Here is a 22,211-nt window from a genome sequence, read left to right as displayed (position 1 = left end):
GGGCTCGACGCATCAGGAGATCATGGCACGCCGTGCACTGTCGGTGCGTTGGGCGGGGTTGCCGATGCGCAGGTCAACGGCCAGCACGGTCACGGTGGTGGGTCCCACCAGGATGGGCTTGAACTCGATCAAGGCGACTGCTGGATGGTTGTCCTTCAACAGGGCCACGCGGGCCGCCAGATCCTCCAGCGCTGCCACATTGCCGGCCGGCAGCCCCTCGTAGCCGAACAGTTTCACGGCGGCCCGCGGCGAACGCACCAGTTCGGCGGTGTCGGCGACGGACAGCGGCGGCACCCGGTGTGCCCAGTCATCGAGCAGGTTCACCGCGTCGCCGGAGAGCCCAAAGGACACGACCGGGCCAAGCAGGGGATCTTCGATGGCCCGCAGGGTGCAGGACTGTCCCACCTCGGCCATGGACTGCACCTCGAGCGCCTTCTCACCGTACGGTTTCAGGAACTTGCGCATTTGGGCGATGTTGCGCCGCAGCGACTGCTCGTCTTCAATGTTGATGCGCACCCCGCCCAGGTCCAGGCGGTGGCGCAGCGACGGGTCAAGGGTTTTGATGGCCACCGGCCAGCCGAGCCGTTCGGCCGCGGCCACCGCCTCGTCTTCGCTGCCAAACGGCACCGATTCCAGCACGTCAATTCCGTAGTGGCGCAACAGTTCCTTGGCTTGTTCGGGGTCCAGGGTCACCAGTTCGGTGCCGGAAACATTCTCCAGCCAGCCATCCAGCAGGGCCTCGGCCGCGTCGGAGTCAACACCTTCCGGCGGTTCAAGGACGGGGGTTTCCAGCGTGAGCCAGTGCGCGTACCGTGTCACAGCGGCCAGTGCGGCGATGGCTGCCCCCGGACTTGAATAGGCCGGCAGCGTGTCCGACATCTGCCGGTTGACGTGGATGCGCGGATCGACGATTCCGGTGAACACGGCGATGACGGGTTTGCCCGCTTCAACGGAGCAGGCATGCAGCGTCTTGGCAATGTTCTCAATGCTCAGGCCAATGACCGGCAGCAGCGTCACAATCGCCGAATCCACCCCTTCCCGGGCCAGCGCTCCCAGGACCGTGCGCTTGAGCAGTGGCAGCGCCTTGGACTGGCCGGTGTCCAGCGCCAGCATCGACTCGACGGCGGCCACGGTCAGTCCGTGCTGTTCGGCGGCGTCGGCCACCACCGTCCCCATGGCGCCCGAGTTGCCGATGATGGCAAGCCCCGGCCCCTGCGGCAGCGGCTGGCCCACCACCAGCTGGGCCACATCGGAGAGCTCCTCAATCGTGTTGACCCGCACGACGCCGGACTGCCGCAGCATGGCGTCCAGGGCACCTGCGGGGGCTTGGGTTGTGCGCACAACATGGCCGGGAGGCAGGCGCAGGCCCATGGCATCTGATTTGGCGACGATGACCGGCTTGGTGCGTGAGAGCCGCCGGGAGATGCGGGAAAATTTGCGCGGGTTGCCAATGGATTCCAGGTACAGCCCGCACGCCGTGGTGTTGGGGTCGTCCTCCCAGAACTGCATCATGTCATTGCCGGAAATATCGGCCCGGTTGCCGGCCGAGAGCACACTGGACATGCCCACACTGCGCCGCGACAGCGAGGCAAACAGGGACACACCCAGGGCAGCCGACTGGCTGAAGATGCCCAGCCCACCCTTGGCGGGCAGCTCCGGGGCCATGGAGGCGTTCAAGGAAATGGCGGGGTCGGTGTTGGCCAGGCCCAAGGAGGCTGGACCCACCAGCCGCATGCCGTTGGCTCGGGCGCTGCGCACCAACTCCCGCTGACGCGCCAAGCCGTGTTCGCCGTCGTCCGCAAAACCTGCCGTGGCAATCACCAAGCCCTTGACACCGGCGGCACCACACTGCTCCACCACCGACGGGACCTGGTCATAGGGGACGGCGATAATGGCCAGGTCCACGGGCCCGGGAACCTCGGCGATGCTGGCGTACGGCATCATGCCGGACACCTCCAGGGCCTCCTGGTTGACGGCGTAGACGGCCCCGGTGAACTTGCCCTCAACCACATGTTCCAGTAGTTGCTGGCCAATGCTCCCCCACGCCCGGCTGGCACCAATGACGGCAACGGAGGACGGTGCAAGCAGGCCGGCGACGCTGCGGGCATCGGCCCGGTGCTCGCGGGATTCCATCACCGCCCGGGACTTTTCGGTGGGGTCGATGTCGAAGGACAGGGAGATGACGCCGTCGTCAAAGCGCCGGTGGACCTCGTAGCCTGCCTCGGAGAAGACCTGGATCATCTTGCGGTTTTCCGGCAGCACCTCGGCGGAGAACTTGTCGATGCCGTTTTCGCGGGCCGCGACGGCCAGGTGTTCTAGCAGGATCGAGCCCAGGCCGCGGCCCTGGTTGGCGTCCGACACGTTGAACGCCACCTCTGCCTCGGTGGGGTCATCCAGCCTGTCGTAGCGGCCAATGCCAATGATTTCCTGCCCGCGCGTTATGACAAATGCCACACGGTCGCGATAATCAAGTTCGGTGAAGCGGCGCAATTCCTTCGGTGTGAGCTTCGATTTGTACGTAAAGAAGCGCATATAGATCGAATTTTGCGATTGGGCCATGTGAAACGCCTGCACGGCGTCGGCATCGGCGGCCGTCATGGGGCGCAAATGCCCCGTGGCACCATCACGAAGAACAACATCAGCTTCCCAATGCGCCGGATATCCGGGCGCTAGCTCTGGCTTCACCATAGAATCACTGTACCGACATGATGTGGCTTTTACCGATCATGAGCGTCCGCAACACCCCCATGCAGAAAAGGAACCACCGCAACCATGGCCAAGCGCCAACCTCCCGCCGCAGATGACTTCACCGAAAACATCGTCGATATTGATGTTTCGACTGAAATGGAAGGCTCCTTCCTGGAGTACGCCTATTCGGTGATTTACTCGCGCGCCCTCCCTGATGCACGGGACGGGCTCAAGCCGGTGCAGCGGCGCATCCTGTACATGATGAGCGAGATGGGGCTGCGCCCGGACAGGGGCCACGTCAAGAGCGCCCGCGTGGTGGGTGAGGTCATGGGAAAGCTGCACCCGCACGGCGACACCGCCATCTACGACACCATGGTGCGCATGGCCCAGGACTGGACGCTGCGCCTGCCGCTCATTGACGGGCACGGCAACTTCGGCTCGCTCGACGACGGCCCCGCCGCCCCCCGCTACACCGAGGCCCGGCTGGCCGCCGCCGCCCTGGAGCTGACGGGCAGCCTGGATGAGAACGTTGTGGACTTTGTGCCCAACTATGACAACCAGATGCTGCAGCCGTCGGTGCTCCCGGCCGCCTACCCGAACCTGCTCGTCAACGGGGCCAGCGGCATCGCCGTCGGCATGGCCACCAACATGGCCCCGCACAACCTGGGTGAGGTGATTGCCGCCGCCCAACACCTGATCGCGAACCCCGATGCAACGCTCGAAGACGTCATGGCGTATGTCCCGGGTCCGGACCTGCCCTCGGGCGGGCGCATTGTGGGCCTGCAGGGCATCCGCGACGCCTACGCCGGCGGCAGGGGATCATTCAAGACGCGGGCCAAGATCGCCGTCGAACAACTTTCCCCGCGCCGGGTGGGCCTGGTCGTCACGGAACTGCCGTACCTGGTGGGCCCGGAGAAGGTGAAGGAGAAACTCAAGGACGCCCGCAACGCCAACAAGGTGGTGGGTGTTGCCGACTTCATCGACCTCTCGGACCGCAAGCACGGGCTGCGCCTCGTCATTGAGATCAAGAACGGCTTCAACCCGGCCGCCGTCATGGAACAGCTGTACCGGTACACGCCGCTGGAGGAATCCTTCGGTATCAACAACGTCTGCCTCGTGGACGGGCAGCCGCAAACACTGGGCCTGCTGCCGCTGCTGCAGGTCTTCGTCAACCACCGCATCGACGTGGTGCGCCGCCGCACCGCGTTCCGCCTCGGCAAGAAGCAGGACCGACTGCACCTGGTTGAGGGCATGCTCATCGCCATCGTGGACATTGACGAGGTCATCCAGATCATCCGGACCTCGGACGAGGTGGCGGCCGCCCGTGAGCGGCTCATGGCCATTTACGACCTCTCCGAGATTCAGACCAACTACATCCTTGACCTGCAGCTGCGCCGGCTGACCCGCTTCTCCATGGTGGAGCTGGAAACCGAGCGGGACGAGCTGCGCCGTGAAATTTCCGCGCTCGAAGCCATTCTCGGCTCGCAGGAACTGCTCCGCCAGCTCGTCTCGGATGAGATGGGTGAGGTGGCCGCCAAATACGCCACGCCGCGCCGCACCGTGCTGCTGGAATCCGAGGCCATGGCCCCGTCCGTGGCGAAGGCCCTCGCGGCCGGGCCCGGCGGGAAGCCCGGCAGGGCCGCCCCGTTGGCCCTGGAAATCGCCGACGATCCCTGCTGGGTGCTGCTCAGCGCCACGGGCCAGATCGCCCGGACTTCCACGGCCGATCCGCTGCTGGAATCGGGCAGCCGCAGCAAGCACGACGTGTTCTCCACCGTCCTGAAGTCAACGGCCCGGGCCGAGATCGGTGCGCTGACGTCGCTGGGCCGGATGCTGCGCATGCAGGTCGTGGACATGCCTGTCCTGCCGCCTACGGCAGCCCTGCCGAACCTGGCAGGAGGTGTGGCCGCGAAGGACTTCATCACCTTGACCAAGGGCGAAACGCTCGTGGGCTTTGTCCCGCTCAACACCACGTTTGCGGTGGGCACGGCCGCGGGCGTCGTCAAGCGTGTCAGCCCCGACTACCCGCTGAACCGGGACGACTGGGAGTACATCGCGCTGAAGCCCAAGGACTTTGTGGTGGGTGCCGCGATTGCCACGGACGACGACGACCTCGTGTTCATCACGCAGGGCGCCCAGCTGCTCCGGTACAGTGCCGCCAACGTCCGCCCACAGGGCCGCACGGCCGGTGGCATGGCCGGCATCAAGCTGGCGGCCGGGGACACCGTCCTCTCCTTCAGCGTGGTCTCCCCCACTGATCCGCAGGCCGTGGTCGTGACGGTTTCCGGTGGGCAGGATGCACTGCCCGGAACGCCGTCGGGCTCGGCCAAGGTCACCGCCCTCTCCGAGTACCCGGCGAAGGGCCGCGCCACCGGCGGGGTCCGCGCGCACCGCTTCCTCAAGGGTGAGGACCACCTGATGGTCGCCTGGGCGGGCCACGGCCCGGCCAAGGCGTCCTCCAGTTCAGGCGTGGTGCGGGCGCTTCCCCTGGAGCATGGACACCGGGACGGCTCCGGTGTTGCGCTGACGGCTGGCATCGAGCTCGTGGGTCCCAGCTTGTCCGGCCCTTCCCCTGAAATGTCCGACGCCGGCCGCCCACCGGCCGCCGATTCGGCACCTTCCGCCGGGGACGGTCCCACCACGGGACACGTGCCGCCGGCTCCGACCCGTGACCCGAAGCCAATTCCGGACTCCACCCAGGAAGCGTTCGAGCTGCCCCTGGAATAGTCTTTTCGGGTTCGCCCTGAGGTATTCCGCTGGAGTTCCGCTGGCGCGGATCCCTCAGGGAGTGCTAGCTGAAACGGCCGTCGCGGACACTGAACGAGTTGCGTTTCTCGGCGTCGCTGGCAGCCGAGCGCAGGAAGCAGCCGGCCCGGCCGCTGCTGCTTGGCCAAATTTGACGCAGCAGCATCTTCCGGGGTGTTTTCTCCGACGCCGCAGCATCTTCCGGGGTGTTTTCTCCGACGCCGCAGCATCAACGCACCAGAACGCAACACCCTCCGGTCCGCGGCTGGACACCGAGAACCACCGAGGACGGCCGCGTTGGCTGGATCACCCCCACCGGCAGCTACCAGCTGCCCCTGGCCACCGACACGCCACGACCCAGGTACCCCAAACGGCTGAGAAAGAGGGCTCTTGTGACTGTTCCGTGGGTGGGTTCACCCTCACCCTTCAGACTTTCAGCCTGATAGGGGCTGGTGTGGCGAGCTACCGCCCAGGTACCGGCCACCGTCTCCGCTTGCTATCGCCGCTTCTTTTCCCCGCTTCCTTTCGCAGGGGTGCTGGAAACTCGTACCGGAGGGTGTGTGCTTCGCCGAGAATGGCCCTGGCCGTGTCGCGTGGCATCCGGTTTCGCCGAGAATGGCCCTGAGTCGTGTCGCGTGGCATCCGGTTTCGCTGAGAATGGCCCGGAGTCGCGAAATGCCACCAGGGTTGCGCCCTTCTGGCGAGCCTGAACCATTCTCGGCGAAATAGGTTCAAAACCATGCGGGTTTGGCCCCTTCTCGGCGCGCATTTACCTCTCAACCCCGGCGGAGCCGCTGGGATCGAATGATCCGGCATGTCACACAACGTCGGGAAGACCGGGATGGCGCGCCCGTCCTCCCCGGCCGAAGACATCCCGGACACCAGCGACTTAAAACCTGACAGCCGCGATGGTGGGTATCCGGCTGAATCACCCACCGAAGAGTCACAAGAGCCAAAATGCTCATCACCAAAACCACCCAAACACGCCGCGACTAAAACGTGTCGGGAAAAGTTTTCGCCTACCAGGGTCTTGCGTGGACTACACCCCAGACACTCTCAACCGGAAAACAGACACTCTCAACCGGAAAACGCAGGCCCGCACTGCCCTTTGAGCCGGCCAGGGCGGGCGACGCATAACGCAACGCGCAACCGCCCCGGCATAGACTGGCCGCATGGCTATCATTCCTGATCAAAAAGACTGGACTTGGGTGCTCGAGCGGCCGTGTCCAGAGTGTGGTTTCAGAGCAGGCAAGGCGACCCCCGCAACGGCGGCCACCATGTTGCCGGCGCTGCTGCCCCGCTGGCAGACGGCCCTACGCAGGGCAAATATCGAGGAGAGACCCGACCCCGGCACGTGGTCCGTCTTGGAATACGGCGCCCACGTCAGCGACGTCTTTGAGGTGTTCACGGCACGTCTGGAACTGATGCTGCGCGAGGACAATCCCACCTTCGCCAACTGGGACCAGGACCAGGCCTCCATTGACGGCAACTATTCGTCATTGGACCCGGAAGAGGTCTCCTCGGAACTCATCCAAAACGGCCTGGACGCGGCGGCGGCCTATGGCGCCGTCCCCGAAGAACACTGGGAGCGTCGGGGATTGCGCAGCAACGGCGCAGAGTTCACAGTCGTAACACTCACTGGATATTTCCTGCACGACGTTGTCCACCACCTCCACGACATCGACGCCTGACACCCCAGAATTTCCGGCCTGCACCGGGCCGAATCAGCGGGCCAGGTCCCACGCGACGCTTTGGCGCCCCGGCAGCGGCCGATACCCCAGACGCTCATACAGGGCCACCGCGCCGCTGGGATTCTCGGTGTCCACATCGAGGCACGCCCGCTCCATGCCCGCCGCTGCATACCGCGCCATGGCGTCAATCAACAGCGCAGGGGCGAGGCCGCGGCCCCGCCAAGCACGGCGAACTCCGAGCAGTTCCGTATAACCGTCCTTGAATCCACTCGCGTCCTCGACCGTGGGGTCAAACATGGAGATTTGATAGCCTGCCACCTCACCGGTGGTGTCGTCCACGGCGAGGGAGCTCCATTCGGGCCTGAAGTTTTCATGCGTGAGCAGCGACGCCCATTTAGTGACAGTACGTGGTTCCGAACCCCAATGGTCGGCAAAGGCCTCATTGTGGGCCAACCGCACAGCTTCGGCATATTCGGCCGTGAACGCCACGACCCTCACACCTTGGAGCGGCGGCGCTGCCGGCACATCGTCCAGGCCGCGGGCCAGTTCGGTGAAGGTCCGCACCGGCGCAAAGCCCACCGCCCGCAACAGCTTCGCGTGCCCGGGCGTCATTTTTTGGACGTAGCTTCGCACGACCGCGGCCGCCTGCCCGTCGGCCTCGGAGCGTTTCCCCAGCACCTCCCGCTGCCACGCCAAAATGGCCGAACCGATCCCTTGGCGCCGCAGCGACGGGTCCACCCCGCCAAAGGCATAGCCCACGAGGCTGGCGGGATTTTTGGACACATACCCATAGGCCGCCAGCACGCCGTCCACGTCGAAACCGGCCACCGTATTGTGTGCGGCCGGGTTTACGGCCGACTCAAGCACCTCCAACAAATCGGATAATTGCTCGTGCCACGGAGCCACGTCGGCCTGAGCAATCCGCCGCACCAGGGCCAGCCACGCCTGCGCGTCGGCGCCCGCCATGGGGCGAAACAGCAATCCCGGAGCTTCCGGCAGACGGATGGGCAGCATGGGTGAATCAGTAGTCATGGGACCAGCTTAAGCGCCCATGCCCGCTGTTTCGAGCGCACCCTGCCCCAGCGACAGGTGAGAGTCGGCACGTTGGGCAAGTTCGCCGTCGTGCGTCACCAAAACCACTGCGGCGCCGGAGAGGGCCTGCCGGAGGTCGTCGATGAGGGCGAGCGATTCGTCCTGACCAAGGTGCGCTGTTGGCTCATCGAGCAGCACGACGTCGGCCCCCGCCACGAGCGTGCGGGCCACCGACACCCTGGTGCGCTGCCCGCCGGAGAGGTGGTGCCCGCCGGGCCCCACGCGCGTGTCCAGTCCCAGCGGCAGTTCCGCCAGCCAGGGGCCGAGACCCACGGTTTCCAGGGCCTGCGCCAGCTCGGCTTCAGTCGGAGGGGTGGACGCCGGGCGGGCTAGGGACAGGTTCGCCCGCAGCGTGGAATTGAACAAGTAGGCGTCCTGCGGGCACCATGCGATCCGGCCCAGCGTGGCTGCCGTGGCGGGCGCGCCGTTTAGCACGTAGCTGCCGGCCTCGGGTTTCAGGAAGCCGAGCAGGACGGCCAGCAGCGTGGACTTTCCGGAGCCTGACGGGCCGCTGACGCTCCACCAGTGTCCGCGCTGCACACCGCCGCTGAGCCTGGTGAAGACGGGCCGGGCAGCGGAGGGGTAGCGGGCGGTGATGCCGTGGACGGCAAGGCCGTCGACCGGTTCCTCCACGGCCGGGTCCACTGCCTCCTCCACGGCTTCCTGGACTGTGGCAGGGGCATCGAGCAAGGGAAGCGTCCTGTTCATCAAGGTGACTAGAGCCGGAAGGGCACTGACGGCCTCGATGTACATGCCCAGGGGTTCGGCCAGCGCGAGCATGAGCAGTGCCGCAACGGCGGCGGCGCGGGGGTCAACCCCGGCGGCGATGGCCACCGAGGCAGCGGCCACGGCGGCCAGCGAGGTGAGCAGGGCGACCGCACCCTGGCCCAAGCCGTCGGCCCAGGCCAGGCGGCGCAGCGGCTTCGCGATGGTGGCGTCCGTTCGGCTGAAACGGGCTGCCTCGTTGGCACCCACCCCGTTGGCTGCCAGCTGTCCGGCCGCAGCAAACAAGGTGGTCACACGTCCGGCAAGCCATACCCTGTGGACGGCCGCTGCCGCAGAAGCGCGGCGCTGGGCTGCCAGCACAAGCATGGGCAGGAGCAGCAGGGCCAGGGCACCGAGCAACAGGACAATGCCGGTGGCTTCCGGCACCAACAGGAACACCGTCAGCAGCACGGCACCGTAAGAGATGAGGGCGGACGGGATGGGGACCACGACGCGGGGAACGGCGTCACGCAGCTCGTCAACGTCGGCCACCAAGGTGCCCAGCGCGCCTCCGGAGCGGGTCAGCCGACCCCAGTGCACCACCGAGGAACCCAACGAGTCCCAGAGCCTCAGGCGCAGTTCGGCGGCCCAGCGGAACACGGCGTCGTGGGTCAGCAGGCGCTCGGAATAGCGCAAGACGGAACGGCCGATCCCGAAGGCGCGCACGCCCACAATCAGGGTCAGCAGGTACAGGATGGGCGGCTGCGCGGCAGCCCACACGATGAGCCAGCCGGAGATGCCGGAAAGGGCCGCGGCGCTGAGCGTGGCCAGGGCAGAGACCAGCACACCGGCGGCAAACCGGGGCGAACGCAGGGGCAGCTGGCGCAGGTGGCGCCACCTGAACCGGGCGGGTTCGGGCAGCGTGGCTTGTTGACCGGGCCCGAAGGTTTCAAGTCCCGGCACCGTGGCTATATGGCCCGCGGCGGCCGGGAATCCATCAAGCGCCGCTTCCAAGGACACACCGGGAGCAGCAGCGTGCCGGGCGTCGGTGTGCTGTGCGCCGCCAAGCAGCTGAGCCAGGATCGGATCGTGGGTTGCCACCACCACGGCCACGCTCCCCCGCAGCGCCGCCAGCTGATGCCGAACGGCCTGCGCCGAGACGGGGTCAAGGTGGGCTGTGGGTTCGTCAAAGAGCGCCAGCTCCACGGCGGGGTCCACGGCGATGCGGGCCAGGGCGCGGGCTACTGCCACGCGGCGCAGCTCGCCGGGGCTGCAATCCACCACGTCACGCTGGGCCAGGTGTGCGGCGTTGACTGCCGCGAGTGCGTTGACGACGGCTGCATCGTCAACAGCGAGCCGCCCCGGGCCGGCGGCGTAAAGTACTACCTCTTCCGAAACTGTGTCTTCGGTGAAGACCGGGTGCTGGGAGACAAACACCACGGCAGCGGAATTTCGCACAGCCAGGTGCCCTCCCACAGCGGCAGCCCCGTCACCGGCAGCGGGCAGGATCCCGGCCAGTGCGGCCAGGATGGTTGACTTTCCGGTGCCGCTGGCTGTGGCCAGCACGAGCGCCTCACCTGGGGCCAGGGCTGCGGTGAACCCGGAGATTGCCGGCTCCGTCCGTCCGTGGTAGCGGACGCTGAAGTCCGAGGCCTCAAACACGGCGCCGGAGCCGACAGTGTTCGCAGCGCGCTGCGTTGCAAATGTGCCGACCTGGGCCGTCGTTCCAGAGGTTCCCACGGCACCCGCCGCACCCAGGGCACCAGTAGCACCAGCGGCGCCGACAGTTCCCACAGCGGCCGGTGCGGCCGGTTGGGAGGGGGATCCGCCGTCGAGAATGTCAGTGGCGCGGCGCAGGGCCTCCACACCGTCCTCGCTGCCGTGGTGGGCGGCGCCCAGGTCACGCAGCGGCTTGAAGCACTCGGGGGCCAGCATGAGCGCCAGCAGCCCGGCTTCCAGCGGCATGTCTCCGGCCACGAGCCGGACGCCGATGAACACGGCCACGACCGCAACGGAGATGGTGCTGATGAGTTCCAGGGCCATGGAGGACAGGAACGCGGTGCGCAGGGTGGCCATGGTGGATTTGCGGTAGGCCTCGCACACGTCGGCCAGGGCCTTGCGCTGGGCGGAGGCGCGGCGCAAGCCCACCAGGACGGGCAGTCCGCGGGCCAGTTCCAGGAGGTGGTTGGAGAGACGGTCCAATCCGCTGGCGGCTTCCTCAACGCGTTCCTGTGTGTGGTGGCCGATCAGGATCATGAACACCGGCACCAGCGGCAGCGTGAGCGCCACGATCAGGGCACTGACCCAGTCGGACATGAGGATCTGGAGCCCGAGCGCCAGGGGCAGCACGGCGCAGCCGACGAGTGCCGGAACGTAGGTGGCGAAGTAGTTGTCGAGGCCATCGAGCCCACGGCTCGCGAGCATGGCTTCGGCGCCGACGGCCCCGCCCTGCCCGCCGTTGCGCGGGTCGAGGCGGTGGGCCACCAGTTTGGCGCGCAGTTCTTCCTTGGCACCGAGTGCGGCGCGGCGGGCCAGGATCGACTGCCCCCACACGGCCGCGGCAAGCAGGAATGCGCCCACACACCCCTGCACCAGCAACTTGGTGCCGTCCAGGGCGCCGCCGCCGGCCCATTGGCTCAGGGCGTGGGCCAGCGCGCCGAGGGCGAGGACCAGGCCAACGGCCTTGAGGGCGGCCAGCCCGGCCAGGCCAGCCAAGGCCAGCTTGGTGGAGTTGCCGGGAGGGAGTGTGGGCTTCATGTTAGTGCCTGCTTCCTGCTGTTGCCTGCTCCGCCGAACCATTTCCGACGGCGGGGGCAAAGTCGTGCGGTTCCGGCAGGTGCGCCACACTGATGCGCTTGCGGAAGATCCAGTACGTCCACGCCTGGTAGGCCAGGACCAGCGGTACACCAACAGCTGCCACAATGGACATCAGGCCCAGGGTGTAGCTGGAGGATGAGGCGTTTTCAACTGTCAGGTTCCACAGCGGATCCAGTGTTGAGGGCAGCACCACGGGGTAGACGGCACTGAAGATCGCTGCGGCACCGGCCAACAGGAAGACGCCCATGGCCAGGAAGCTGAAGCCTTCACGGTCCGCCTTGTTGGCAATCCAGGAGGCCGCGGCGGCAGCGACGGCGACGGCGATCAGCAGCCAGCTGAACCACTTGCCGTGCTGCAGGGCCACGGCGATGGCCCACACAGCCATGGGCGCCAGTCCCACGGGCAACCACCGCCCGACCAAGCGGCGGGCGCGGTGGCGGATGTCGCCGTCGGTCTTCAGGGCCACAAAAGCTGCGGCGTGGATGAAGGCAAAGCCCACAATGGCGAGCCCGCCGACCACTGCGTACCAGCTGAACCAGGCGAAGGGGCCGCCCACGCGGTCACCGTTCTCGTTCAGCGGCAGGCCGGTGGTGGTCAGGGCGAGCATGGCGCCAATGCCGAAGGCGGCTGTGAAGGAGCCTAGGGCGATGGCCCAGTCCCAGACCGTGCGCCAGGTGTCGTGGTGCACCTTGCCACGGTATTCAAAGGCTACGGCACGGAAGATGAGGCCCAGGAGCACGAGGACCAGCGGGATGTAGAGCGCGGAGAACAGCGAGGCATACCAGAAAGGGAACGCGGCGAACGTGGCGCCGCCAGCGGTCAGCAGCCACACCTCGTTGCCGTCCCACACCGGACCCACGGTGTTGAGCAGGACGCGGCGTTCCTTCTCGCCGCGGGCGAACGTCTTCATGAGCATGCCGACGCCGAGGTCGAAGCCCTCGAGAAACAGGTAGCCGATCCACAGCACGGCAATCAGTATGAACCATAAAGTAGGCAGAAAATCCATCATCAATCCTCTTGCTTCAGCAGCGGGTCGGGGAGGTTGGCAGTGCCTGGGAAAGGCGGGAGGGGAAGGCGCTCGAGGTGCGGGTCATCAGTACGCAAACGCGAGTACATCGTCGTCCGCCTCCCCGCCCGGGCCGTTTTCGCCGTCGTCCTTCTTTTTCGTCTGGTCCAGCTCGGGCATGGCTGAGACCACGCCGCCACGGATGTATTTGGTCAGCAGGACCACCTCCACCACGAGCAGCACGGCGTACACGGTGGTCAGCGCCACTAGCGAGAAGATCACCTCGCCGGCTGAGACGCCGGGTGAGACCGCGGCGGCCGTGAACATGAAGACCTGGTCAATGCCGCTCATGGCCGGATTGGGCGCCACGACGAACGGCTGGCGGCCCATCTCGGTGAAGATCCAGCCGGCCGCGTTGGCGCCAAAGGGTGCCAGGATGCCGATGAGTGCAAGGCGCATGAGGCCCTTGGAGCGCGGCACGGTGCCCTTGCGGGTCAGCCACAGTGCCACGGCGGCGGCCGCAGCGGCGAGGCCGCCGAAGCCGATCATCATGCGGAAGCCCCAGTAAGTGACAGGCATGATCGGGACATAGTTGATTTCCTGGCCGGCGCGCGAGCCGTACATGGGATCATCCGGGAGGTACTTGCCGTACTTTTCCTGATACTCGGGAATGAGGGTGTTGACGCCCTTGATCTCGGTGGTGAAGTCGTTGTGCGCCAGGAAGGAGAGCAGGCCCGGGACTTCCATGACGGCCACGACGTCGGAGCAGTCGCGGCTGCCGAGATCCCCGACAGACAGGATGGAGAAGCCGGTGCCGTCATGGCAGGCGGCCTCGGCGGCGGCCATCTTCATGGGCTGCTGCTCAAACATAAGCTTGCCCGACAAGTCGCCGGACACGGCTGATCCAGCAAAGGCGATCATGGCGACAACCGCGCCGAGGCGCAGCGACTTGATCCAGACGGAGTGGTCCAACTTGCTCCGCCCCGGGATGGTGGCGGATTCGCCGATGATGACGCGTCCCTTGGCGTCCACGGTGTCGATGCCGTCCTTGCGGCGGCGCCACAGCTGGTACCAGGCGATGCCCAGCAGGAATCCGCCGGCCACGGCGAGTGCGCCGGCGATGGTGTGGAAGAAGGCCACAAGAGCCGTGTTGTTGGTAAAGACGGCCCAGGCGTCAACCATGACGGGGCGTCCGTCCAACATTTCCACGCCCACGGGGTGCTGCATCCACGAGTTGGCCACGAGGATGAAGTAGGCCGAGACAATGGATCCGGCCACGGCGATCCACAGGCAGGCGAGGTGAATCCTGGCGGGGAGCTTCTTCCAACCGAAGATCCACAGACCCAGGAACGTTGACTCAACGAAGAAGGCCAGCAGGGCTTCCATGGCCAGCGGCGCACCGAAGACGTCACCGACGAAGCGGCTGTATTCGCTCCACGCCATCCCAAACTGGAACTCCTGGACGATGCCCGTCGCCACGCCCATGATGAAGTTGATCAGGAACAGCTTGCCCCAGAACTTCGTCATGCGCAGATAGGCCTCGTTGCCGGTCTTGTGCCATCGCGTCTGCAGAATCGCCACCAATGTGCCCAGACCAATGGTGAGTGGCACCATCAGGAAGTGGTACACCGTTACTATTCCAAATTGCCACCTGGCAATGTCCAGTGCTTCCACCAGTTACCCCTCATCCACGAAAATTATCAGGCTCATGCGCAACTTCTACATGTTGTAGAACATACTATTTCTACCCTGTGTAGAACATTGCTGTCAAAAGCTGTACATTTGGTGGAGTGCGCGCAATTGGCGTACTCTCAAACTTTTGGTGCCCGCAGTGAAACAGAGGAATTTTATGGCAACGCTTGGAGAATTGGAAAGAGCTGTCATGGACCTCCTGTGGGCGCACCAGGAGGCCATCACGGCCAACGTCCTGCGCGACCTGCTCTCGCAGCGCCCCGCAGAAGTGGAGGCCGAGGCCCGTCCGCTGGCAGTCACCACAGTGCTGACGGTGCTGTCCCGGCTGGAAAAAAAGGGCCTGGTTGAGCGCGAACGCGCTTCACGCCCGCACCGCTACCGGGCCGTCACGAGCCGCGAAGAGCACACGGCGGAACTCATGATGGAAGTTCTGGGATCCGCGCCCGACCGTGAGGCTGTTTTGGCCCGGTTCATTGGCACCGTCAGTGCCGGCGAAGCGGAAACCCTGCGCAACCTGTTGGGACATTCCTAACTGTTGGGACATTCCTAACATCCGCACCCGCCAACTGCGTTGTTGCAGCTGGACACGGTAAGTTGTAGATCATGTTTTGGACCTCTTGGTTCCTTGCCGCACTGGCCGTGGTTTTGGCGTGGCCGGTTCCCGTATTCCTGTCCCGTGCAGCATGGCCCGCCCGGGCGCCTTTTGCTGCCATGGTGCTGTGGCAGTCCATCGCCCTCGCCGGTGGGCTGTCCATGATCGGCGCGATGCTTTGCTACGGTCTGGTCCCCTTGGGTGAAAATTTGCCCAGCGGGCTGCGGGGCCTGCTCCGGGTCTTTCTGGGCCGGGAATCCCTTGACACTTTGGGCGTATTGCATGCCTTCGCGCTGAGCGCAGCAGCCCTACTTTCGGCCCACCTGGTGTTCACGCTGTGGCTGACCTACTTCCGCATCCAGCGCCAGCGGCGCCGCCATCGAGACCTGCTGCAGCTGCTTAGCTCACCCTCCCACGACCGGCCAGACACCCTCGTCATCGATCATCAGGCGCCCGTTGCTTATTGTTTGCCAGGCGGTTCACGCTCCGTCACGGTGCTCTCAGAGGGGCTGCTGAAATTGCTCTCCCCCGACGAGTTGCGCGCCGTCCTGCTGCACGAACAGACCCACCTGGCCCAGCGCCACCATCTGCTGCTGTGGGCGTTTGCCGCCTGGCGTTCGGCGCTACCCTGGCTGCCCACCTCGAAACTTGCCCAGCAGGCGGTGTCGTCCCTCATTGAAATAATGGCCGACGACGTGGCCTTGCGTTCGGTGGACAAACCCACCTTGGTCACCGCCATCGCCTTGGTGGCCAGCGGCTCCGCCCAGTTACCTGCCGACACACTCATGGCGGACAACGCGGCCCAGATTGATACGCCCACCACCACATCGGCCAGGCTCGGCAAACTACTGACACCCGCCCCGGCACTGGCCCCAGGGATCCAGCTGCTCGTCATTGCGGGGGCATTGCTGCTGCTGGCAATTCCGACGGCCCTGTTGCTGGTCCCCGGCTTCTTCCCCTGACGCTCAAACAGCTGGCCCGCGGAAAACGGCGAAACTCACTGCGAAATCGCGTTTGTCGCCGTTTTCTGCGGGTCAGTTCGTGCGGGTCAGGCGTCGATGCGGTCCTGGTCCAGGTTCTCGCTGCCGGCCACAATGAATTCCTTGCGGGGTGCCACATCGGATCCCATGAGCAGTTCGAAGGTGTGCTCGGCACGGTCGGCGTCGGCACTTGTCACCCGACGCAGCGTCCGGTGGCGGGGGTCCATGGTGGTTTCCGCCAGCTGGTCGGCATCCATTTCCCCCAGGCCCTTATAGCGCTGGATGGGGCTCTTGTGCTTCTTGCCCGCCTTGTCCAGCTTGGCCAGGAGTGTGTGCAACTCTTTCTCGGAGTACGTGTACACCATCTCATTGGCCTTGGAACCGGAGTGGATGATCTCCACCCGGTGCAGTGGCGGGACGGCCGCATAGACGTTACCGGCGTCGATCATGGGGCGCATATAACGGAAGAACAGGGTCAGCAGCAGGGTGCGGATGTGTGCGCCATCCACGTCGGCATCGGTCATGAGGATGACCTTTCCGTAGCGGGCGGAGTCAAGGTCAAAGCTGCGGCCGGAGCCGGCGCCGACCACCTGGATCAGGGCGGCGCATTCGGCGTTGGCCAGCATGTCGCCCACCGACGCCTTTTGCACGTTCAGGATCTTGCCGCGGATGGGCAGCAGCGCCTGGAAGTCGGAGGAGCGGGCCATTTTGGCGGTGCCCAGTGCGCTGTCACCTTCCACAATGAAGAGTTCACTCTTGGCCACATCGTTGCTGCGGCAGTCCGCCAGCTTGGTGGGCAGGGAGGAGCTTTCCAGCGCGTTCTTGCGCCGTTGGGTTTCCTTGTGCACCCGGGCGGAGATGCGCGACTTCATCTCGGACACAACTTTTTCCAGCAACTGGGCCGACTGCGCCTTCTCATTGCGCTGCGTTGATTCCAGCTTTGCCTTGAGTTCCTTCTCGACAACCTTCGCCACGATGTTTTTCACGGCCGGTGTGCCAAGGATTTCCTTGGTCTGCCCCTCAAACTGCGGTTCCGCCAGGCGGACGGTCAGCACGGCTGTCAGGCCCGCCATGACATCGTCCTTCTCAATTTTGTCGTTGCCGGCCTTGAGCTTGCGCGCGTTCGCTTCGATGACCTTGCGGAACGTCTTTAGGAGCGCCTGCTCAAAACCTTCCTGGTGCCGGCCGCCCTTGGGCGTGGCAATAATGTTCACGAAGCTGCGCATGGTGGTGTCGTAGCCAACCCCCCAGCGCAACGCAATGTCCACCTCGCAATCGCGTTCGACGGCGGTGCTCTCCAGGTGCCCTTCCTGGTTCAGCACAGGCACCGTTTCGGTGAACGTGCTGTGGCCCTGCAAGCGCCAAATATCCGTCACCGCTCCCCCAACGGAGAGGAAGTCAACAAACTCCGACAGGCCGCCGTCGTGGTGGAACACCTCCTCGTGCGTGGCGAATTCGCCCGGTGTCCCGGCCAGCCGGCGTTCATCGACAACCCTGATTTTCAGGCCCGGAACCAGGAATGAGGTCTGCCGGGCCCGGCCCACCAGCTCGTCGTAGGAGAATTTGGCGTCCGCGGTGAAGATTTGCCGGTCAGCCCAGTACCTGATGCGGGTTCCCGTGACGCCGCGCTTGGTGGTGCCGACAATGTCAAGAACGGACTTCTCAGTAAATGGTTCAAACGTGACGTCCGGGCTCAGCGTCTTGCCGGTGTCCTTGAAGTGGCCGGGCTCGCCGCGGCGGAAGCTCATCTGATAGGTCTTGCCGCCCCGGTCAACTTGGGCGTCCATGCGCGCCGACAGCGCATTCACCACACTGGCCCCCACACCATGGAGACCACCCGAGGCCGCATAGGAACTACCGCCAAACTTACCGCCGGCATGCAACTTGGTGAGCACAACCTCAACACCGGTGAGCCCCGTCTTGGGTTCCACATCCACCGGAATTCCGCGACCGTCGTCGTGCACTTCGACGGAATTGTCCTTGTGCAGGATCACCGTGATGTTCTGACCGAAGCCGGCCAGCGCCTCATCCACCGAGTTGTCAATGATTTCCCAGAGGCAGTGCATGAGCCCGCGGGAATCTGTGGAGCCAATATACATGCCGGGCCGTTTCCGGACGGCTTCCAACCCCTCGAGCACAGAGAGGTGGCGTGCACTGTAATTGGAACTCTCGCGTGCCACTGTGGACATACTCCTTGCAGGTTTTGGTCGGCCGGTCACTACCTAGGTTAACGGTTCCCGGGCCAAAAGCTGGCAACGCGCGGCCGCGGTCAGCTGCGGGCCCAGACGGATACGCGGTTAGCGAAAGTCCCCCGCTCCATGGAAGGAAGTGCCCCGGGAGGTGGTTGTATAAAGTACAGGAACTAATGAAGGAGGCCATCATGACCACCACAGCCATCAGCAGCCCCCAGCTGACCACCCTCGATCGCTGCGACCGTTGCGGCGCGCAGGCATATGTGCGGGTAGTTTTGGAGTCCTCCGGCGGCGAGTTGCGCTTCTGCGGCCATCACGCCCGCGCCGTGGAAGCCACCCTGAAGCCGTTGGCGTCGGAGTGGCTTGATGAGACCAGCCGCCTGACCGAAAAAACTCCTGTGTCGATCGACTAGGAAATTTTTCCACAGCAAGGGTCCCGGATGAGTCCGGGGCCCTTACTTTTTTGCCCCACGTACGACGGCGGGACGTTGCCTTCCGCCGATCCCCGCCACGGCGCAGCCCCGCCAAAGCGTGCCGCCCCCACCCGACCCGCACCGTCCAGGGCGCACCGCCCGCCGCCGCTCGACTGTGTTGTCCAGACCGCGCCTCCCGACCGCACCGCCGCCACGGAAAACTGCCATCAGCTAAGGCAGCCTGGGCGCCTTAGGCAGGGCCGGCCGGGTCAAAGATAGGGCATTCACCCCATGTTCGCAGGCGTCTGGGACGGAAGACTTGAGTCATCACGAAGGCTCCACATCCGCAGGAACCTTCACGAACAAGGGGTGACCATGTCTGACTTCATAGCTTTGCTGATGTCCCACCAAAACGAACGGGAAATGGCGATTGCCTTGGAACGGCGCCGGCTGCAGAAGGAGGCCATGGCCGCCAAGGTGCCGGCCCGGCGGGCTTCCGGCCGGTGGCACCAGCTCCGGGCCAGGACCTTCCGCCCCGCCAAACCTGTAGGCGGCAGGGTGCAGGCCGGTTAGCGGCCCAAAATCCTCCCTGCCACTGCCGGGGTCACCGGATCGTGGCAGGATTGGGATATGCAAATGACCCCGGCAAGCACACAAATGATCGGGCGCGACGCCGAGCTGGCAGCCCTGATGGAGTCCTTCGCCGACGCCGCGGACAACAAGCCCCAGGCGGTCATCATCGGCGGGGAGGCCGGGCTGGGCAAGACCCGGTTGCTGGAGGAATTCCTGGCCGGCATTTCCCACCGGGCCCGTGTCATCAAGGGCCAGTGCGTCGACCTCGGCACGCTGGCCCCGCCCTACGCACCGCTCACCGGGGTGCTGCGCTCCCTTGCGGCACAGATCGGCCTTGACACCGTGCTGGACTTCGCCGGCCCGGGGCGGGACGCCTTGTCGCTATTGCTGCCGGAGGTCGGCGCGGAACTCGAGGGACTCCCCACCGCCAACCGCGTCCTGGAGGCGGTCAGCACCGTTTTGGAACGTGCCAGCGCAGGCCAGCCGGCCGTCGTCGTGGTGGAGGACCTGCACTGGGCCGACGATGCCACCTTGACCGTGTTGCGCTTTATTCTCCGCGCCTTCAATGGCGGGCAGTTCCTGCTGATCTTGAGCTATCGCAGCGACGACATCCACCGGGGGCATCCCTTGCGGGACTTCCTGGCCGAATCCGAGCGCGGCCGCTACGCCAAGTCCATCCGCCTGAGCCGGCTCACCAAGGACCAGGTGCGTGCCCTGGTCGAGGCAATCACGGGCCAGGATGCCGGTTACGAACTGGTTGAAAACGTTTTTGCGCGCAGTGAGGGCATTCCCTTCTTTGTGGAGGAGTTACTGGGACTTGGGGACTGCGGCCCAGCAGGGGACCTTCCTGCCACCCTGACCGACCTGCTCCTGGCACGGTACGAGCGCATGGTTGATTCCGCCCAGTATTTCCTGCGTGTCCTGGCTGCCGGGGGCCTGTCCGTGCCGCACACCCAGGCGTTGGCGGCTTATGACAGGTCCTTCGAGGAATTTGAGGCCTCCGCCCGTGCGGCACAGCGTGCCAACCTGCTGACGTTGGACGGGCGTTGCTACACGTTCCGGCATGCCCTGGTTCGTGAGGCCATCCATGCCGACCTGCTCCCCGGTGAGCGCACCCGTTTCCACACCCGTTACGCGCAGGCCCTGGAATCCACGGGCTCCGGTCACCGCGACGCCGTCGAAATTGCCTATCACTGGCATGCCGCAAACGCGCAGGAGAAAACATTCCGGGCCTCCATGGCCGCATTCGCGGAGGCAGAACGCAGCTACGCCTATTCAACGGCGGCCCGCATGGGTGAGCGTGCGCTGGAACTCTGGGACCGGGTTGAGGACGCAGCGACCCTGGCCGCCATGCCCCGCTTCGCCCTGATGGCACGCACCGCCTCCGCGCACAACCAGGCTGGCAACGGCGAAAGGTCACTGGCGGTCATCCGCCTGGCTGCGGCAGAGCCTGATGTAGACGGGACCGACTTGGCACGGTTGCTCGCCGACCAGGCACGGTATCTGGGGTTCAATGCACAACTGGGCTCGGCCGAATTGCTGCTGCGGGCCCTGGATTTCACCCCTCGCGGCAGCGACGACCGGCTGCGGGCAACCCTGTTGAATCATCTCGCCGCCCGGTACATGCTGGAGGCGCAGCCAAACCAGTCGATCAGCATGGCCAGCGAGGCACTGGAGCTGTCCAGAACGGGCGCGGACCGCACCGAACAGTCCATCGCCTTGAACCTGCGTGGCTGTTCGCGCGCCATTGCCGGTGACATCGACGGCTGGCGGACGGATCTCGAGGCCGCAAAAGACCTCGCACAGGGCGACGCCGCTGCCCTCCTGCGCTACCGCATCAATTATTCGGATGCCCTCAACCAGCTGGGCATGTATGACGAGTCCATCAGTGTCGCCGAAGAAGGCATCAGCCAGGCTCGCGAGCTGGGTGTGGAGCGAACAACCGGGGCCATCCTCTCATCCAACGCCGTGGAACCCCTTTTTGCCCGGGGCGACTGGGACAAGGCCCATGCCCTCCTGGAACGCAACCTGTCCCTGTCCCCGCCCAGTTCCTTCCACGCCTACCTACTACGTTCAAAGAGCTGGTCAACCCTGTGGGGCGGCGACACTGCCGGAGCGGTGGCCCTGTTCCAGCAATGGCAGCCGCTGCTGCACGAGTTGGCCCGCGTGGAGATGCAGTCACGGCTCCCCCTGGCGCTGTTCGCTGCGGAACTGGCGTGGGTGCGCGGGGACCTCGATGCGGCCTGGCACGAAGCATCGTTCCTCACGAGCCCGGAGTTCCGCTCACTCCCGGGCTACGACCTGCCATTGATTGCTGTCGCAGCCAGAATTCTTGCCGCCAGGCGCAACGCCGGGACAGGCCGTGACGATGCCGCCGAGGCGCGGCTGCGGAGCCAGTTGTCACGGGACGGTTTCTGGCCCACGCACGCGGCATGGTCAGCACTCTTCGAGGCCGAACTTGGCGGAGACGGGGGCACCGGCAATGATCCGGCCACCTGGCACAGGGCCGCGGAACTATGCCAGGCACTGCCAGCCCATCTGAGATGCTACATCTCACTTCGAAAAGGACAGGCCGAACACTTTGCCGGGCACAAGTCCGCAGCAGCCGCATCGCTCCGGGACGCCATCGAGGGGGCAGAGGCAATCGGGGCAGGCCTGGTCACGGCCCTTGCCAGGGACTTCGCCACCAGGTCCGGGCTGCACATTGACGGTCCCAGCCCACGCCCCAATACCTTGGAACTAACGGCGCGGGAGTCCCAGGTGCTGGGACTGGTGGCGGAGGGCCTGGGCAACAAGCAAATCGGGGAGCAACTGTTCATCAGCGCCAAGACTGTCAGCGTCCACGTCTCGGCAATCATGCGCAAGCTGAACGCGACGAGCCGCACCGAAGCCGCCAACCATGCCAGGGTGAAACACCAGCCCCGAGTCTGACCACGCGGGACCCCCGGCACACCACTAACCAAAAACCGACCTTCGAAGGTCCCCACTCAGTCGCAGAGAATCGCCTTAACGAAAAACTGACCCG

The 22,211-nt window shown here is 65.4% G+C and carries 13 protein-coding genes; 7 read left to right on the top strand and 6 right to left on the bottom strand.

Annotated elements, in window-relative coordinates:
- Nucleotides 1-12: 12 nt before the first annotated feature.
- Nucleotides 13-2,688, bottom strand: a complete 2,676-nt coding sequence (locus art_RS01120; RefSeq protein WP_038461999.1) for a GNAT family N-acetyltransferase — start codon at nucleotides 2,686-2,688, stop codon at nucleotides 13-15.
- An 84-nt stretch (nucleotides 2,689-2,772) separates the two neighbouring features.
- Here art_RS01120 and art_RS01115 point away from each other — a divergent pair, with 84 nt between their 5' ends.
- Nucleotides 2,773-5,415: a DNA topoisomerase (ATP-hydrolyzing) subunit A gene (locus tag art_RS01115; protein ID WP_082000040.1), complete on the top strand. Its 2,643-nt coding sequence runs from the start codon at nucleotides 2,773-2,775 to the stop codon at nucleotides 5,413-5,415.
- Nucleotides 5,416-6,605: 1,190 nt separating this feature from the next.
- The gene (locus art_RS01110; protein ID WP_038461997.1) at nucleotides 6,606-7,124 is read left to right on the top strand and encodes a DinB family protein; all 519 of its coding nucleotides are present in this window, start codon (nucleotides 6,606-6,608) and stop codon (nucleotides 7,122-7,124) included.
- Between the two features lie 33 nt (nucleotides 7,125-7,157).
- On the opposite strand, the gene art_RS01105 is transcribed toward art_RS01110, so the two are convergent.
- The 4 genes from art_RS01105 to art_RS01090 all read right to left on the bottom strand — a co-directional run bounded on the left by art_RS01105 (nucleotide 7,158) and on the right by art_RS01090 (nucleotide 14,418).
- On the bottom strand, nucleotides 7,158-8,156 hold the full coding sequence (locus art_RS01105; RefSeq protein WP_038461994.1) for a GNAT family N-acetyltransferase: 999 nt from the start codon (nucleotides 8,154-8,156) through the stop codon (nucleotides 7,158-7,160).
- A gap of 9 nt (nucleotides 8,157-8,165) precedes the next feature.
- A complete protein-coding gene (cydC, locus tag art_RS01100; protein WP_052135869.1) occupies nucleotides 8,166-11,678 on the bottom strand; it encodes a thiol reductant ABC exporter subunit CydC in 3,513 nt (1,170 codons plus the stop codon).
- A gap of 1 nt (nucleotide 11,679) precedes the next feature.
- Entirely contained in the window at nucleotides 11,680-12,744 is a 1,065-nt protein-coding gene (cydB, locus tag art_RS01095; RefSeq protein WP_038468143.1) for a cytochrome d ubiquinol oxidase subunit II, read from the bottom strand.
- 87 nt (nucleotides 12,745-12,831) lie between these two features.
- Nucleotides 12,832-14,418: a cytochrome ubiquinol oxidase subunit I gene (locus art_RS01090; protein ID WP_038461992.1), complete on the bottom strand. Its 1,587-nt coding sequence runs from the start codon at nucleotides 14,416-14,418 to the stop codon at nucleotides 12,832-12,834.
- A gap of 175 nt (nucleotides 14,419-14,593) precedes the next feature.
- Here art_RS01090 and art_RS01085 point away from each other — a divergent pair, with 175 nt between their 5' ends.
- Both art_RS01085 and art_RS01080 read left to right on the top strand, forming a co-directional pair.
- The gene (locus tag art_RS01085) at nucleotides 14,594-14,968 is read left to right on the top strand and encodes a BlaI/MecI/CopY family transcriptional regulator (RefSeq protein ID WP_038461990.1); all 375 of its coding nucleotides are present in this window, start codon (nucleotides 14,594-14,596) and stop codon (nucleotides 14,966-14,968) included.
- 71 nt (nucleotides 14,969-15,039) lie between these two features.
- On the top strand, nucleotides 15,040-15,990 hold the full coding sequence (locus art_RS01080; RefSeq protein WP_038461988.1) for a M56 family metallopeptidase: 951 nt from the start codon (nucleotides 15,040-15,042) through the stop codon (nucleotides 15,988-15,990).
- 86 nt (nucleotides 15,991-16,076) lie between these two features.
- Here the strand turns inward: art_RS01080 and art_RS01075 are convergent, their stop codons facing one another.
- Nucleotides 16,077-18,197, bottom strand: a complete 2,121-nt coding sequence (locus art_RS01075; protein ID WP_038461986.1) for a type IIA DNA topoisomerase subunit B — start codon at nucleotides 18,195-18,197, stop codon at nucleotides 16,077-16,079.
- Between the two features lie 191 nt (nucleotides 18,198-18,388).
- Between art_RS01075 and art_RS01070 the strand changes: the two genes are divergently transcribed.
- The 3 genes from art_RS01070 (at nucleotide 18,389) to art_RS01060 (ending at nucleotide 22,117) form a co-directional block, all read left to right on the top strand.
- Complete coding sequence (locus tag art_RS01070) at nucleotides 18,389-18,613, top strand: hypothetical protein (RefSeq protein WP_038468140.1); 225 nt, start codon at nucleotides 18,389-18,391, stop codon at nucleotides 18,611-18,613.
- 375 nt (nucleotides 18,614-18,988) lie between these two features.
- Complete coding sequence (locus tag art_RS01065) at nucleotides 18,989-19,186, top strand: hypothetical protein (RefSeq protein WP_038461984.1); 198 nt, start codon at nucleotides 18,989-18,991, stop codon at nucleotides 19,184-19,186.
- A 63-nt stretch (nucleotides 19,187-19,249) separates the two neighbouring features.
- A complete protein-coding gene (locus tag art_RS01060) occupies nucleotides 19,250-22,117 on the top strand; it encodes a helix-turn-helix transcriptional regulator (protein ID WP_162182018.1) in 2,868 nt (955 codons plus the stop codon).
- The last annotated feature ends 94 nt before the right edge of the window (nucleotides 22,118-22,211 follow it).

Origin of the sequence: Arthrobacter sp. PAMC 25486 (genome assembly GCF_000785535.1) — a bacterium.
In the GTDB taxonomy this organism is placed as follows: Bacteria; Actinomycetota; Actinomycetes; order Actinomycetales; family Micrococcaceae; genus Specibacter.
The sequence above is the reverse complement of the archived record's forward strand: the minus strand, read 5'-3'. Positions and strand labels throughout refer to the sequence as shown.